Origin of the sequence: Pantoea sp. MT58 (genome assembly GCF_014495885.1) — a bacterium.
GTDB classification, from domain to species: Bacteria; Pseudomonadota; Gammaproteobacteria; order Enterobacterales; family Enterobacteriaceae; genus Pantoea; species Pantoea eucalypti.
The window spans coordinates 2512853-2526966 of the sequence record NZ_CP061083.1; the positions used below are offsets into that span (position 1 = coordinate 2512853).

The 14114-nt window shown below is 53.8% G+C and carries 16 protein-coding genes; 13 read left to right on the top strand and 3 right to left on the bottom strand.

Annotated elements, in window-relative coordinates; genetic code table 11:
- Window positions 1-5: 5 nt before the first annotated feature.
- On the top strand, window positions 6-563 hold the full coding sequence (locus IAI47_RS11860) for a hypothetical protein (protein WP_008925952.1): 558 nt from the start codon (window positions 6-8) through the stop codon (window positions 561-563).
- A gap of 23 nt (window positions 564-586) precedes the next feature.
- Window positions 587-1597: a Ppx/GppA phosphatase family protein gene (locus IAI47_RS11865; RefSeq protein ID WP_008925951.1), complete on the top strand. Its 1011-nt coding sequence runs from the start codon at window positions 587-589 to the stop codon at window positions 1595-1597.
- Window positions 1598-1612: 15 nt separating this feature from the next.
- Here the strand turns inward: IAI47_RS11865 and IAI47_RS11870 are convergent, their stop codons facing one another.
- Window positions 1613-1825 (bottom strand): DUF2767 family protein, encoded by a 213-nt coding sequence (locus IAI47_RS11870; protein ID WP_008925950.1) that lies wholly within the window; start codon window positions 1823-1825, stop codon window positions 1613-1615.
- 187 nt (window positions 1826-2012) lie between these two features.
- Between IAI47_RS11870 and IAI47_RS11875 the strand changes: the two genes are divergently transcribed.
- The 4 genes from IAI47_RS11875 (at window position 2013) to IAI47_RS11890 (ending at window position 4319) form a co-directional block, all read left to right on the top strand.
- The gene (locus IAI47_RS11875; RefSeq protein ID WP_003851418.1) at window positions 2013-2261 is read left to right on the top strand and encodes a YqjD family protein; all 249 of its coding nucleotides are present in this window, start codon (window positions 2013-2015) and stop codon (window positions 2259-2261) included.
- Window positions 2262-2425: 164 nt separating this feature from the next.
- Window positions 2426-2596 (top strand): hypothetical protein, encoded by a 171-nt coding sequence (locus tag IAI47_RS11880; protein WP_003851420.1) that lies wholly within the window; start codon window positions 2426-2428, stop codon window positions 2594-2596.
- Between the two features lie 335 nt (window positions 2597-2931).
- Entirely contained in the window at window positions 2932-3993 is a 1062-nt protein-coding gene (locus tag IAI47_RS11885) for a glycosyltransferase family 9 protein (RefSeq protein WP_003851422.1), read from the top strand.
- The gene (locus tag IAI47_RS11890) at window positions 3993-4319 is read left to right on the top strand and encodes a DUF1493 family protein (protein ID WP_008925949.1); all 327 of its coding nucleotides are present in this window, start codon (window positions 3993-3995) and stop codon (window positions 4317-4319) included. Before IAI47_RS11885 ends, IAI47_RS11890 begins: the two co-directional genes overlap by 1 nt.
- Here IAI47_RS11890 and IAI47_RS11895 read toward each other — a convergent pair.
- Window positions 4316-5326, bottom strand: coding sequence for a glycosyltransferase family 9 protein (locus tag IAI47_RS11895; protein ID WP_008925948.1), 1011 nt, complete (start codon window positions 5324-5326; stop codon window positions 4316-4318). The two genes, IAI47_RS11890 and IAI47_RS11895, sit on opposite strands and share 4 nt — an antisense overlap.
- Window positions 5327-6046: 720 nt before the next feature.
- Window positions 6047-7297 carry an NADP-dependent isocitrate dehydrogenase gene (gene icd, locus IAI47_RS11900; RefSeq protein ID WP_008925947.1) on the bottom strand — a complete coding sequence of 417 codons (1251 nt, stop codon included), beginning with the start codon at window positions 7295-7297 and terminating at the stop codon, window positions 6047-6049.
- Window positions 7298-7401: 104 nt separating this feature from the next.
- Between icd and rluE the strand changes: the two genes are divergently transcribed.
- The 7 genes from rluE (at window position 7402) to phoQ (ending at window position 14071) form a co-directional block, all read left to right on the top strand.
- The gene (gene rluE / locus IAI47_RS11905; RefSeq protein WP_219848843.1) at window positions 7402-8064 is read left to right on the top strand and encodes a 23S rRNA pseudouridine(2457) synthase RluE; all 663 of its coding nucleotides are present in this window, start codon (window positions 7402-7404) and stop codon (window positions 8062-8064) included.
- Between the two features lie 44 nt (window positions 8065-8108).
- Entirely contained in the window at window positions 8109-8582 is a 474-nt protein-coding gene (locus IAI47_RS11910; RefSeq protein ID WP_003849831.1) for an NUDIX domain-containing protein, read from the top strand.
- A 42-nt stretch (window positions 8583-8624) separates the two neighbouring features.
- Window positions 8625-9737 (top strand): tRNA 2-thiouridine(34) synthase MnmA, encoded by a 1113-nt coding sequence (gene mnmA, locus IAI47_RS11915; protein ID WP_003849832.1) that lies wholly within the window; start codon window positions 8625-8627, stop codon window positions 9735-9737.
- A gap of 42 nt (window positions 9738-9779) precedes the next feature.
- On the top strand, window positions 9780-10421 hold the full coding sequence (hflD, locus tag IAI47_RS11920; RefSeq protein ID WP_008925946.1) for a high frequency lysogenization protein HflD: 642 nt from the start codon (window positions 9780-9782) through the stop codon (window positions 10419-10421).
- A 43-nt stretch (window positions 10422-10464) separates the two neighbouring features.
- Entirely contained in the window at window positions 10465-11835 is a 1371-nt protein-coding gene (gene purB / locus IAI47_RS11925; RefSeq protein WP_008925945.1) for an adenylosuccinate lyase, read from the top strand.
- Between the two features lie 104 nt (window positions 11836-11939).
- On the top strand, window positions 11940-12608 hold the full coding sequence (gene phoP / locus IAI47_RS11930) for a two-component system response regulator PhoP (protein WP_003849836.1): 669 nt from the start codon (window positions 11940-11942) through the stop codon (window positions 12606-12608).
- A 2-nt stretch (window positions 12609-12610) separates the two neighbouring features.
- Window positions 12611-14071 carry a two-component system sensor histidine kinase PhoQ gene (phoQ, locus tag IAI47_RS11935; protein WP_003849837.1) on the top strand — a complete coding sequence of 487 codons (1461 nt, stop codon included), beginning with the start codon at window positions 12611-12613 and terminating at the stop codon, window positions 14069-14071.
- Window positions 14072-14114 lie beyond the last annotated feature (43 nt).

Below are 14114 nucleotides of genomic sequence, written 5' to 3' on the forward strand. Positions count from 1 at the left end.
CTCCGATGGAAAAGCGTCTGGATAACAACGGTTATATTGACTTCCCCTTCTCCGCCACCCGCAATGCAGATGGCTCAGTGAATCCGTGTGGTTTTGATCTGACGCTGGAAACCGGTCGGCTTGAGGAGATCGCGGTGCTGAACCGCTCAGTAAATCTTCGGCGGCTGGTCGAAGAGATCAATCTGCAGGAAGGGCTGTTTATGACGCTGGCTTGTGACTGGCAGCAGCAGGCTGATGCTATCTGCGGTTTTATCGATGTGGCCTTTCGACCCGATCTTCCGCAACACGGGCACGAGGAGGCATTGCAGCTGGAGGCGAGCTTCTACCGTTATCTGGCCGGGCAGGAGAAGCAGCATCAGATGCCCGCAGAGAGCCTGGTCAATTATGCCCGTTCTGTACTCGACTGGAGCTGGTCACCGCTGCGCCAGCGTCAGCGCGATTACGAAAAAATCACTATTCAGTTCTATTGTCCTCAGGCGGATGACGCCGAATGGTGTTTTGATCATCTTCGTCATTTTCTGGTGAGCGTCTATCCGGCCTGCGTTGCCGCTCGTTCACGCTGATCCTCTTTGCTTCCGGAGTCGCTATGCGTTCTGCTGCGCTGTCTGCTTTTACATTCGTCTGCTCGCTGTTTTTTGCCGCCGCTGCCCAGGCCGATCGTTGCCAGCAAATTCGCGCCGGCCTGGATATCGGTTCTGGCACCACGAAAGTTGCGGTTGCACGCGTCAACGTCTGCCAGCTACGCATTGAAAAAGTGCTGTATCAGGATCAGCGCGCCGTGGCCTGGAACGATGCATTAGCGCATTCAGCAGATAACCAGCTCAATCCGGCGATAACACAGGAAGGCGTAGCCGCACTGCAGCAGCTTGTTGCGCACGCAAAGCGCTTTCATCCACAGCGAATCAGCGGCGTCGCCACGGCGGTGTTCCGCAACGCCAGTAACGGTCAGGCAGTCATTGAACAGTTGCAGCGTCAGACCGGTGCGGAAATCAACATCATCTCGCAAGAGCAGGAAGCGAAACTCGGTTTCCTTTCCGCTAAAGCCGCGCTTAACTATCCGGCAATCCGTGATGAGCAGTTACTGGTCTGGGATATTGGCGGCGGGTCGATGCAGATGACCGCCTGGCGACAGCAGTCCGGCAAGCTGGTAGCCGATATCTATCAGGGTAAGCTGGCCTCGGTAACGTTAAAGAACTTTATTCTGACGGTGCTGAAGAATAGCCCGCAGGTCAGCTCCCCTAACCCAATTGGCTCCTGGCGGCCGTCGGTGCTGCGCTTTGTGCAGTTTTACGCGACGAATGAGGTCAGCCCGCAGATTAAACAGGATGTGGCGGGTCGTCGGGTCATTGGCATTGGAGGCGTACACGGTTTTTCGATCCGCAATCAGTTACCGGGAAAACCCCATCGCTATACGCTGACGGAATTACAGCAGCTTTCGCAGCAACAGGTCTGGAAAGGCGACAGTGAACTGTCGGGTGACTACCGCGCCACCGACGTCAGCAATCTGTTACTGGTGGAAGGGTTTATGCAGGCGCTGAAAATAGATCAGGTCACCCTTGTTGAGGCCAGCCTGATTCAGGGCGTGCTGCTGCAGTAGCGCGGCGCTCCCCCACTATACGTCGGGTTTGACCAGCCGGATGGCATGATCCAGCCTCCGCTGTTCATCCCGTTCACTATGGGCGCGCTGCTGGCGCGTACGTTTTAGCAGGTCATAGATTTCGCCACGGCGGGTGTCATGACCGCGCTCCATCAGCACAATCACCGCATCACCAATCACCCGGCAGACTTCTTCATAGTCATCATCATTCAGTGTATCACGTTTCATCGCTTCTCCTCCGGCTGTGGCTTCCTGTGCCGCCTTTTCAAAGGCCAGACAGGAAATGGCTGGCCCGCAAACACCACGCCATTAACAGCCAGAAATGATTTCTTAGCCCTAAATCTCCCGCTGGAAGAGCAGAATTCACTATCTTTGCTACGCTTTGAGGGTCTCACTCATAACCAAGGAGCAATAAATGTCAGGAAAAATCGAAGATAAAGTAAAAGAAGCCGCTGGCGCAGTTCAGGAACAATGGGGTGCAGCAACCGGTTCATCTGAGCATCAGGCTAAAGGCGCAGCACGCCGTTACACCAACCAGGCAACCTATGCTGCCCGCGACGCTGCTGAAACTATCCGCGATCAGGTTCAGTCTAATCCTGTCGCCGGTCTGGCCGTTGCTGCAGGCGTTGGCGTATTTATCGGCTTCCTGCTGGGCCGCAAGTAAACCCGCTGAACGCCAACAGAACGGAAGCCGCGCGCTTCCGTTTTTTTTGCTCCGACGCGTCTCGCCAGCTGAGATATATCTGAAAGATAAGCCTTTTCAGGTCAGCGTGCCGGGAGACTCAGCGTTGAGTTACGTTCTGTTTCTGACAACATCAAGGTGACCTTATGAAAACACTTTCTGCTCTGCTGCTGGTTGCAGCGACGTTTACCTCTCTGGCAGGCTGCTCACAGAGGAGCGACGCGATTAAAGCGGATGGCCGTCCTCATGCGCCAAGCGGTCAGTCTTCACCGGGCGGTACGCTGGGCGCCGGACCCGTGGGGCAGCCTCAGTCATAATTCCCAGCCCCGGCACCTATGCCGGGGTTCATTCATGGCGTTGTATTATTCCTCAGTCACATAAAATATCTTCGCTAATGATTAATCTGCTAGTAGTCCTGCCTGAAATTAAAACCTGCCTAATTCATTAATAAAACTTCCCAGAAAATTTCAATTTGATCACAAATAATTAAATTGCATTTTTATTTAAGTAAAAAAATCGGCCAAAGTTCAAACGAAAATTCAACGGCTCAGAAAAACATTCCGTATTAATGAACTTTATCTGTAGCGTCAATCTCTAACACTCCATAATATTTTCATTTTAATAACATTATTAAGTTCAAGAGAATTCTGACGTGAAGAAAAAAAAGATTTATCTGATAGACCGACTTTTAACGCTTTATTCTCGATTTTCCACCAGAAAAAAACCTCAGGACCTTAAGACGCTGACGCCCGATACGGTGGTGATCTACTCCACGACAGCGCTGGGGGATTTCCTGATGAACACCCCGGCTATCTGTAGCCTGAAAAAGCACTATCCTGAGAGCAAATTTGTTCTGGTCTCCAGCAAGAAAAATAAAGACCTTGTCAGCCGTTATGATTGGTTTGACAGGATCTATATATGGGATAACAAAATTGCGAATTTCCTGCCGCTGTTTTTCAAACTGCGTCGCCACAAACCTGACCTCTCAGTCATATTACACGCCCATTTCCCCTACGATATTATGAGTTCAGTACTGACGGGCAGTAAGGTCATTGTGCGCGACCATTATGGCAGCGAGTCGCCTGTGTTAAATAAATATCTGAATCACTATTCAGGCTATTTTGACGACCATACCATCAAGCGTAAGCTGAAACTGATTGAAGCCCTGGGTGCAGAGACCGAGCAGACCCGGATGCATCTGCCCGAGACGAATAGCAGCCTGCCCCCTAAAGCTAACCATCGCCGTATTGGTTTTCAGTTGGGCGCATCGAAAGATATTCGCCGCTGGCCGCTGGCCTCTTTCCAGCAGCTGGCAATGACCCTGCTGGAACGCTGGCCCGACACTGAGATTATCATTACGGGTACCGCCGCTGAACAGCCGCTGGAGCGGAAATTTATCGAAAGCCTGCCGCTGGACTACCGTAAGAATGTTACATCCATGGCAGGGAAAACTAATCTCAGCGGGTTGATTAACCTGATTCGCACACTGGACCTGCTGGTCACCGGTGATACCGGTCCACTGCACATCGCCGTAGCAGCGCAGACGCCAACGGTTAGCCTGTTCTCAACCGCCAATCCTCGCTATACCGGCCCATGCCAGGACAGCGATCGCCACATTATCATTCATCGTCCGGATAAAACGGCGTCACAGCATCCGATGGCAAATATCAGGGTCGAAGAGGTCGGGCAGGCCGTGGCTAAGCTGGTGGGTTAATGAACGATTTTTCTCAAGCCATTGTTGTGCTGATTGAGTATCACAATCAGCCAACCACGCTGGGCTGGTTCCGGAAAGTGGATCGGAGAAATTTTCATCTGCAGCAATTACCGCTGAATGAGGTAGAGTTTGCCCTTCTGATGAGCGATTTCTTTAGCACTTTTGGCGTCAGCGCAGAGCACTACAATGAAGCGCGCTATTTTCCGGCCTCTGCCCCGCGGCGCTTCCTGCCTGACCGGTGGTTCAGCGCAGGCACATATTGTCCATTAACCGTTGCCATGCTGTGTGAAGCAGCCAGACAGGGACACTGGCCTGAAAATGATTAGGGAATAATGGTCTGGACGAAGGCGTCATAAACTTCGCGACTGCTCAGCGCGTTGACCTCACGTGACGCTGGTTGCAAAACCTGATAGTTAACCTGCCACGGATGCCAGCACGCCGGATCGCTGTCGCCAAACAGCGCCACCACCGGTAATCCCAGCGCGGCACCAATGTGCATTGCCCCACCATCACTGCTCACCAGCCCCTGACACAACGACATGGCTGCAATCAGCTGCGGCAGGCTGGTGGTTGACACCGCCTTGATCGGCAGGTGCGGGCAGAGCGCCATAATTTCATGCGCTTTTTCGTCATCACCTGGATGACGCGGATTATCGCGACTGCCGGGTGACCACAGCAGCATAATCTGACAGGCATGCCGCGTTGCAATCTTTTCAGCCAGTTCGGCAAATCGGGTGGCTTCCCACTGCTGGCTCGGCTTACGGGCGCTGATCTGTAAGGCATAGACCGGCACAGTGGAATCAATCGCACAGGTATCACGCAGGCTGGCGGCAATTGCCGTATCCGGCAACAGCGTCAGTTTGCCCGGCGCTATGGCGCTGAGACTGAAGGGCCGCCCCAGACTGAACAGGGTTTCGCTGATATGACACGGAGACTTGCCCGGCGGGGGCAACAGATCGGTAATTAGCGGATGCGACTGTTCACCTAAAGCAATCACTCTGGTGGGCCGCACCGTTTTAACCCACTTCATACCGTGCTGATCCCAGCGGCTTTTTGCCAGAATCACAGCGTCATAACGTTGCTTTTTCAGGGTCAGCATCAGCTTCAGTCGCTGTAAAACACAAGCCAGCCGGCTCTGCCCTGCCTCGCGGTGATGCAGCTTGGTGTAAAAGAAGAGCTGCCGGATATCGGGATTATGCTGCAACACGGGCGCAGCGTAATTGTTGGTCAGCACATCGACCTGATGCTGGCCAGATTGCGCCAGCGCACTAATGAGCGGCGTGGTCAGTAACGTGTCGCCAATATTATCCCGACAAATAATTAAAACCCGCATATCTGACATCCTCTGCGCACAGGCTACGCCGTACTGGCTGAATTAAAGTAAGACTTGCCCATTCAACGTTCTGAACGCGTTAACGTAACGGCACAAGTCAGCAAATTAGTCAGCGCAGATTGAGGTTGGTTCAATAGTCACGATATTCTGGAAAGACATTGGCCATTTTAAAATCCCGTTCTCTGACTGATTCATTAGCCGGACTGTTGATTGAAAAAGTAAATAACACTTCAAAACTCAATGCCAACAAACACGCAATGAATTTTTTCAGACATGACTTCATGACTATGAATTAATTACCCACTTATAACGCCGGCAAAACCTGAGCAGAAAAAAGGCGAAAGATATTCAGCGTCATTAACTATTTAACGTTCTGAAAACTTTTCTCTGAGTACGCTATTTCATTAATCATTATTCAGATGATGCTGGAGGGAAGATTGACGATCGCGGTGTTTCTTTTACCGTGTAATCAGGCAGAGGAACGTATAGAAATATTACCGTGATACGCAGCGATAAATGATTCATCCACACACTTACCTGAAAAGACACCTGCAGCATGCGGTGCGAAAGCAATAAATGCCGGTGGGTTTTCTGCGTCTTTAAAGCGTGCGTCTGCTGAATCTGTTATGACTAAAAATGATGCGGAAGAAAGCGCGAGGGGTGAAAGCAGAAACAAAAAAACCAGCACAGCGTTGAACGCTATGCTGGCTCAGGCAGACATTACATATTTTCGATGATCGCGTCACCAAACTCTGAACATTTCAGCAGCTTAGCGCCATCCATCAGGCGTTCGAAATCGTAAGTCACGGTCTTGTTAGCGATAGCGCCTTCAACACCTTTAACAATCAGGTCAGCCGCTTCGAACCACTCCATGTGACGCAGCATCATTTCCGCTGACAGAATGACTGAACCTGGGTTCACTTTATCCTGACCAGCATACTTAGGTGCTGTACCGTGGGTTGCTTCGAACAGTGCACATTCGTCACCGATGTTCGCGCCTGGGGCGATACCGATACCGCCAACCTGCGCCGCCAGGGCGTCAGAGATGTAGTCACCGTTCAGGTTCATACAGGCGATAACATCATATTCTGCCGGACGCAGCAGGATCTGTTGCAGGAACGCATCAGCAATCACATCTTTAACGATGATCTCTTTGCCGGTGTTCGGGTTCTTAAACTTCATCCACGGGCCGCCGTCGATCAGTTCGCCGCCGAACTCTTCTTTCACTAACTGGTATCCCCAGTCTTTGAAAGAGCCTTCGGTGAACTTCATGATGTTGCCTTTGTGAACCAGGGTCAGTGAATCACGATCGTTGGTGATGGTGTATTCTACTGCCGCGCGTACCAGACGTTTGGTACCCGCTTCTGAACACGGCTTAACGCCGATACCGCACTGCTCAGGGAAGCGAATTTTCTTCACGCCCATCTCTTCGCGCAGGAACTTGATCACTTTGTCCGCTTCGGCAGAGCCCGCTTTCCACTCGATACCCGCATAGATATCTTCGGAGTTTTCACGGAAGATCACCATGTCGGTCTCTTCAGGGCGTTTAACCGGGCTTGGCGTGCCTTTGTAGTAACGTACAGGACGCAGGCAGACGTAGAGGTCAAGCTCCTGACGCAGTGCCACGTTCAGTGAACGAATACCGCCGCCGACCGGGGTGGTCAGTGGGCCTTTGATGGCCACGCGATATTCTTTGATTAAGTCGAGCGTTTCCTGTGGCAGCCAGACGTCCTGGCCGTAGAGTTCAACTGACTTCTCACCGGTGTAAATCTCCATCCAGGAGATTTTACGCTCGCCGTTGTAGGCTTTCTTCACCGCCGCGTCGACGACTTTCAGCATGACCGGGGAAACATCAACACCGATACCGTCACCCTCAATGTAAGGAATGACTGGATTGTTTGGCACGGTAAGCTTGCCCTGATTCAGGGTGATTTTCTGACCTTCCGCCGGAACAACTACTTTGCTTTCCATTAACCTCTCCTGGGCGTTTGTTAATGATTTGTAAGATGCGCGTCAATACTACTTGAATATTTCGGCCACGCCAATCACCGCAATTTCACGTTATAATGCGCCGATTGTCTCTGACTGCAAAGCCCATGCGAAAAACAACTCAACGAATTCACCAGGATAAACGATTCAGCCGCCCGACGCGTGATGCGCGACGCCCCCCTGCTCGCCCTGCGATGCCGCGCCGTGTGATTTTGTTTAACAAACCGTTCGACGTGCTGCCACAATTCACCGATGAAGCAGGTCGCCGCACCCTGAAAGATTTTGTCAGCGTCGCAGAAGTCTATGCCGCAGGCCGCCTCGATCGCGACAGTGAAGGTTTGATGGTGCTGACCAACGACGGCGCGCTGCAGGCCGCGCTGACGCAGCCTGGTAAACGGACCGGCAAGGTCTATTATGTGCAGGTAGAAGGCGAGCCACAGGAGGCGGATCTGCAGCCGCTGCGGGATGGGGTTAATCTTAAAGATGGCATGACCCTGCCCGCTGGCATAGAGAAAGTGCCTGAGCCTCAGTGGCTTTGGCCACGTCAGCCGCCGATCCGCGAACGTAAAAATATCCCGACGCAGTGGCTGAAAGTCACACTGTATGAAGGCCGTAATCGTCAGGTACGCCGGATGACAGCCCATATTGGTTTCCCCACCTTACGGTTAATTCGCTACGCGATGGGACAGTATTCACTCGACGATCTGGCTCCCGGTGCATGGCGCGAACTCAGCAATATTGCACCTTGAGCTTCTATCTTTTATAACCTCAGGTTAACAATTGCGGAGAAGAGATGTTTAAACCTCATGTTACTGTCGCCTGTCTGGTTCAGGCTGAAGGTGAACTGCTGGTGGTAGAAGAGACGATTAACGGTCGTGCCACCTGGAACCAGCCAGCCGGACATCTCGAAGCGGATGAAACGCTGCTGGAAGCTGCCGAACGTGAACTCTATGAAGAGACCGGCATCGCCGCTTCGATGCACTATTTCATCGGAATAAACCAGTGGATCGCGCCCGACAGTACGCCTTTTGTGCGTTTTTTATTTGGCGTCGATCTGGCGGAGAAAGCACCAACCCAGCCGCAGGACAGCGACATCGATTGTTGCTGGTGGCTGCCGCCAGCGCAGATTCTCACTGCCTCCAACCTGCGTTCGCCGCTGGTTGCGGAAAGCGTACGGCTGTGGCAACAGGGCACGCGCTACCCGCTACATCTTGTCAGCCCGTTCCAGTGGCCGTTTCACGAGGGTGCGCGCCTGCCTTCTGCATGATAGAATGCGCCGCCTGTTTTTTTATCGTAATGCGAGCGTGTCATGTCTGACAACAGCCAGAAAAAAGTGATCGTCGGTATGTCCGGCGGCGTCGATTCTTCCGTTTCCGCCTGGTTACTGCAGCAGCAGGGTTACCAGGTTGAAGGCCTGTTCATGAAGAACTGGGAGGAGGACGATGGCGAGGAGTATTGTACCGCCGCGGACGATCTGGCGGATGCGCAAGCGGTCTGCGACAAGCTGGGTATGAAGCTGCACAAAGTTAACTTTGCGGCTGAATACTGGGATAACGTCTTTGAGCATTTCCTCGAAGAGTACAAAGCGGGCCGCACGCCTAACCCCGATATTCTCTGCAACAAAGAGATCAAATTCAAAGCGTTCCTGGAGTTCGCCGCAGAGGACCTGGGCGCAGATTTCATCGCCACAGGTCACTACGTGCGCCGCCATGACGTGGACGGCCAGAGCCAGCTGTTACGCGGTCTGGATGGCAACAAAGACCAGAGCTATTTCCTCTATACGCTGAGCCACCAGCAGATCGCCCAGAGTCTGTTCCCGGTCGGCGAGCTGGAAAAACCGGAAGTGCGCCGCATTGCCGAACAGCTGGACCTGATCACCGCGAAGAAGAAAGATTCTACCGGCATCTGCTTTATCGGCGAACGCAAATTCCGCGACTTCCTGGCGCGCTATCTCCCCGCTCAGCCTGGCGAGATTGAAACCACGGAAGGCCAGATTGTCGGTGAACATCAGGGGCTGATGTACCATACTCTGGGACAGCGCAAAGGCCTGGGGATTGGCGGCCTGAAAGAGAGCAAAGATGATCCCTGGTATGTTGTCGACAAAGATGTGGCACGTAACCGCCTGATTGTCGCCCAGGGCGGCGATCATCCGCGGCTGATGTCCGTAGGCCTGATTGCACAGCAGTTGCACTGGGTTGATCGCCAGCCGATTACCGCCCCGCTTCGCTGCACCGTGAAAACCCGCTATCGTCAGACCGATATTCCCTGTGAGATTATTCCACACGGCGACGATCGCATTGAAGTGCGTTTCGATGAACCCGTCGCTGCGGTCACGCCGGGTCAGTCTGCGGTGTTTTACCTTGGTGACGTTTGCCTCGGTGGCGGTATTATCGAACAGCGCCTGCCGTTAGTGGCGGAGTAAGCGGGAACAGCCCGCGTTGATGACGCGTAAACAGGAGTAACCGTGGCGAAAAATTATCAGGAAATTACGCTGGCGCTGGCGGGCATCTGTCAGTCCGCCCATCTGGTGCAGCAGCTGGCTCAGCAGGGTCACTGCCAGCCAGAGGCACTGACCGTGTCGCTGCGCAGCGTGCTGGACCTTAATCCTGGCTCCACGCTGGCGGTGTTTGGTAACAATGAAGCCAACCTGCGCCTCGGGCTCGAAACCCTGATGGCGGTGCTGAACAGCAGCAGTCGCCAGGGCGCAGGCGCAGAACTGACGCGTTATACCCTGAGCATGATGGTGCTGGAGCGCAAGCTTAGCGCCAGTAAATCCGCCATGGCCACACTGGCACAGCGCATTACACAGCTGGATCGCCAGCTGGCGCATTATGAACTTGAGTCCGACACCATACTGAGCGCGATGGCGGCCATCTATGTAGATGTGATCAGCCCGCTTGGCCCACGTATTCAGGTTACCGGTTCGCCTGCGGTGCTGCAGAATACGCAGGTGCAGAGTAAAGTGCGCGCCACGCTGTTAGCAGGTATCCGTGCGGCTGTCTTGTGGCAGCAGGTCGGTGGTGGCCGACTGCAACTGATGTTCTCGCGTCAGCGTTTGCTGCGTGAAGCAAAAACCCTCTTATCCCGGCTGCCACTGACTTACTAAGTCGGTGCGGCAAAACACGCTAAATGATTCAGGAGTTGCACTGATGGAATTATCCTCTCTGACCGCCGTTTCACCTGTCGATGGTCGTTACGGCGATAAAGTCAGCCCGCTGCGTGCGATTTTCAGCGAATACGGTTTGCTGAAATTCCGCGTTGAGGTTGAAGTTCGCTGGTTACAAAAACTGGCCGGGACCGCAGAGATCAAGGAAGTTCCTGCATTTGATGCCGACGCAAACGCTTTCCTTGATGCGATTGTCGCCGGTTTTTCTGAAGATGATGCGGCACGCATTAAAGCTATCGAGCGCACCACTAACCACGATGTGAAAGCGGTAGAGTATTTCCTGAAAGAGAAAGTCGCCGATCTGCCTGCCCTGCACGCCGTTTCTGAATTTATCCACTTCGCCTGCACTTCAGAAGATATTAACAATCTGTCGCACGCGCTGATGCTGGAAACCGCCCGTTGTGACGTCATCCTGCCCTACTGGCAGCAGCTGATCAGCGCTGTCAAAGGCCTTGCCAGCGAATACCGTGATATCCCGCTGCTCTCCCGCACCCACGGCCAGCCAGCCACGCCGTCGACCATGGGTAAAGAGATGGCTAACGTGGCTTACCGTCTGGAGCGTCAGTTACGTCAGCTGAAGCAGATCGAGGTGCTGGGCAAAATCAACGGCGCGGTCGGTAACTACAATGCCCACATTGCCGCCTATCCGGAAGTGGACTGGCATGAACTGAGCGAGAACTTTGTCACCTCGCTGGGGATCACGTGGAACCCCTACACCACGCAGATTGAGCCGCACGACTATATCGCTGAGATGTTCGACTGTATCGCCCGCTTTAACACCATCCTGATCGATTTCGATCGCGATATCTGGGGCTATGTGGCGCTGAACCATTTCAAACAGAAAACCATTGCGGGCGAGATCGGCTCATCCACCATGCCGCATAAAGTAAACCCGATCGACTTCGAAAACTCGGAAGGCAATCTGGGTCTCGCGAATGCTGTCATGCAGCATCTGGCCAGCAAGCTGCCGGTTTCACGCTGGCAGCGCGATCTGACCGACTCCACCGTGCTGCGTAACCTCGGCGTGGGCGTCGGTTATGCGCTGATCGCCTATCAGGCCACCCTGAAAGGCATCTCGAAGCTGGAAGTGAACCGTGACCGCCTGCTGGATGAGCTGGACCACAACTGGGAAGTGCTGGCAGAACCGATTCAGACGGTGATGCGCCGTTACGGTATTGAAAAACCTTATGAGAAGTTGAAAGAGCTGACGCGTGGTAAACGCGTGGATGCCGCTGGTATGCAGGCGTTTATCGACAGTCTGGCGTTGCCAGAAGAAGAAAAAGTCCGTCTTAAGCAGATGACGCCAGCAAACTATATTGGCCGCGCTATTCAGATGGTTGACGATCTGAAATAATACCCGCCGCAGACCGGCCCCGTCCGGTCTGCGTTAACATCTTGTTTAATACATTTCGCGTATACTTTCTGCAGGTTGACTCAAACAGAGTGTAAGGAATTTCTATGCGTGTTCTGGTTGTTGAAGACAATGCCCTGCTGCGCCATCATCTCGCCGTCCAGTTACGTGACATGGGCCATCAGGTCGATGCCGCCGAAGACGCCAAAGAAGCCGACTATTTTCTTCGCGAACATCTGCCCGATATCGCACTGGTCGATCTCGGCCTGCCGGATGAAGATGGCATGTCGCTGATTCGCCGCTGGCGCAGTGATGCCGTGCGTCAGCCGATTCTGGTGCTAACCGCCCGCGAAGGCTGGCAGGCGAAAGTGGAAGCGCTGGAAGCCGGAGCGGATGACTACGTCACCAAGCCGTTTCACATTGAAGAGGTCGCGGCACGTCTGCAGGCGCTGATGCGCCGTAACAGTGGGCATGCGTCGCAGATCATCGATATGGCACCGTTTCAGGTGGATCTCTCGCGCCGTGAACTCACGGTCAATGAAGAGCCGGTGAAGCTTACCGCCTTTGAATACACCATTGTCGAGACGCTGATCCGTAACGCGGGCAAAGTGGTCAGTAAAGACTCGCTGATGCTGCAGCTTTATCCTGACGCTGAACTGCGTGAAAGCCACACCATCGATGTTCTGATGGGGCGTCTGCGCAAAAAAATTCTGGCGTTGCACCCAACCGACGTCATCGCCACTGTCCGTGGCCAGGGTTACCGCTTTGATCTCTGACCATGTCCTGGTTTAACCGTTATCGCCCTATCTCGCTGCGCGCCCGCTTTCTGCTGGCGTCTGCAGCAATAGTTCTCTTCCTCTCGCTCTCTTACGGCATGGTCGCCGTGATTGGCTATGTGGTGAGTTTCGATAAAAACACCTACCGCGTCATGCGCGGCGAGAGCAATCTGTTCTTTACGCTGGCGCAATGGCATGACAACACGCTCACCATCGCCCAGCCGGAACGGATGACACTCAATTTCCCGACACTGGTGTTCATTTACGATGAGCACGGTAAGCTGCTGTGGCAGCAACGCGATGTGCCTGAGATCCGCAAAAAAATCCGTCGTGAATGGCTGCTGAAGCCCGACTTTTACGAGATTGATACCAGCAACCGCACCAGCATGGTGGCGATGGGCAATAACGTGAATGCTAAGCAGCGGCTCAACGACTGGGACACGGACAGCAACGACACCTTTACCCACTCAGTTGCCGTTAACCGTTACGATGCCACCACCAATCTCCCTGCGCTCACCATCGTGGTCGTCGATTCGATCCCGCAGGAGCTGCAGCATTCTGATGTGGTCTGGTCATGGTTCAGCTATGTGCTGGCGGCCAACCTGATACTGATTATTCCGCTGTTGTGGCTGGCGGCGCACTGGAGTCTGCGACCGATTGGCGCGCTGACACAGCAGGTGCGTGAACTGGAGACCAGTCAGCGCGAGAATCTGGCGGATAATCCACCGCAGGAGCTGCGCAGTCTGGTGCGCAACCTCAATCTGTTACTGACGAATGAGCGGCAGCGTTATACCCGCTATCGCACCACGCTTTCGGATCTGACCCACAGCCTGAAAACCCCGCTGGCCGTCTTACAGAGCACCCTGCGGTCGCTGCGAAACGGCAAAGAGCTGACAATAGAGCAGGCTGAGCCGGTCATGCTGGAGCAGATCAGCCGTATCTCGCAGCAGGTCGGATATTATCTGCATCGCGCCAGTATGCAGGCCGACCACAACCCCTTGCAGCGCGACATCCATTCCGTGTCCGGTTTGCTCGACAGCCTCTGTTCGGCACTGAATAAAGTCTATCAGCGCAAGGGTGTGGCGATTTCGCTGGATATATCCCCGGAGCTGACCTTTGTGGGCGACCAGAATGATTTTATGGAAGTGCTGGGCAACGTGCTGGATAACGCCTGCAAGTACTGCCTGGAGTTTATCGAAGTCAGCGCTTATCAGAGCGAAAATGCACTGCATCTCTATATCGACGATGATGGTCCGGGCATTCCTGAAAGCAAGCGTGATTTAGTCTTCGTCCGGGGTCAGCGCGCCGATACCCTGCGTCCCGGTCAGGGGCTGGGTCTGGCGGTGGTGCGCGACATTCTGGAGCAGTATGAAGGCAACGTGATTGCCTCCAGCAGCGCACTTGGCGGAACACGCATGGAAGTAGTCTTTCAGCGCCAGGAAGTCGAACATCGCCGCGAGTAGAAAACCCTCAGGGCTGTTATACTTGCTGGCATTTACAGCCCTA

What these genes read in the sequence shown, in the direction of transcription:
- IAI47_RS11860 (WP_008925952.1), top strand. Translation starts at nt 6, where the DNA reads ATGGAAAAGCGTCTGGATAACAACGGTTATATTGACTTCCCCTTCTCC.
- IAI47_RS11865 (WP_008925951.1), top strand. Translation starts at nt 587, where the DNA reads ATGCGTTCTGCTGCGCTGTCTGCTTTTACATTCGTCTGCTCGCTGTTT.
- IAI47_RS11870 (WP_008925950.1), bottom strand. Translation starts at nt 1,825, where the DNA reads ATGAAACGTGATACACTGAATGATGATGACTATGAAGAAGTCTGCCGG.
- IAI47_RS11875 (WP_003851418.1), top strand. Translation starts at nt 2,013, where the DNA reads ATGTCAGGAAAAATCGAAGATAAAGTAAAAGAAGCCGCTGGCGCAGTT.
- IAI47_RS11880 (WP_003851420.1), top strand. Translation starts at nt 2,426, where the DNA reads ATGAAAACACTTTCTGCTCTGCTGCTGGTTGCAGCGACGTTTACCTCT.
- IAI47_RS11890 (WP_008925949.1), top strand. Translation starts at nt 3,993, where the DNA reads ATGAACGATTTTTCTCAAGCCATTGTTGTGCTGATTGAGTATCACAAT.
- IAI47_RS11895 (WP_008925948.1), bottom strand. Translation starts at nt 5,326, where the DNA reads ATGCGGGTTTTAATTATTTGTCGGGATAATATTGGCGACACGTTACTG.
- icd (WP_008925947.1), bottom strand. Translation starts at nt 7,297, where the DNA reads ATGGAAAGCAAAGTAGTTGTTCCGGCGGAAGGTCAGAAAATCACCCTG.
- IAI47_RS11910 (WP_003849831.1), top strand. Translation starts at nt 8,109, where the DNA reads ATGTTTAAACCTCATGTTACTGTCGCCTGTCTGGTTCAGGCTGAAGGT.
- mnmA (WP_003849832.1), top strand. Translation starts at nt 8,625, where the DNA reads ATGTCTGACAACAGCCAGAAAAAAGTGATCGTCGGTATGTCCGGCGGC.
- purB (WP_008925945.1), top strand. Translation starts at nt 10,465, where the DNA reads ATGGAATTATCCTCTCTGACCGCCGTTTCACCTGTCGATGGTCGTTAC.
- phoP (WP_003849836.1), top strand. Translation starts at nt 11,940, where the DNA reads ATGCGTGTTCTGGTTGTTGAAGACAATGCCCTGCTGCGCCATCATCTC.
- phoQ (WP_003849837.1), top strand. Translation starts at nt 12,611, where the DNA reads ATGTCCTGGTTTAACCGTTATCGCCCTATCTCGCTGCGCGCCCGCTTT.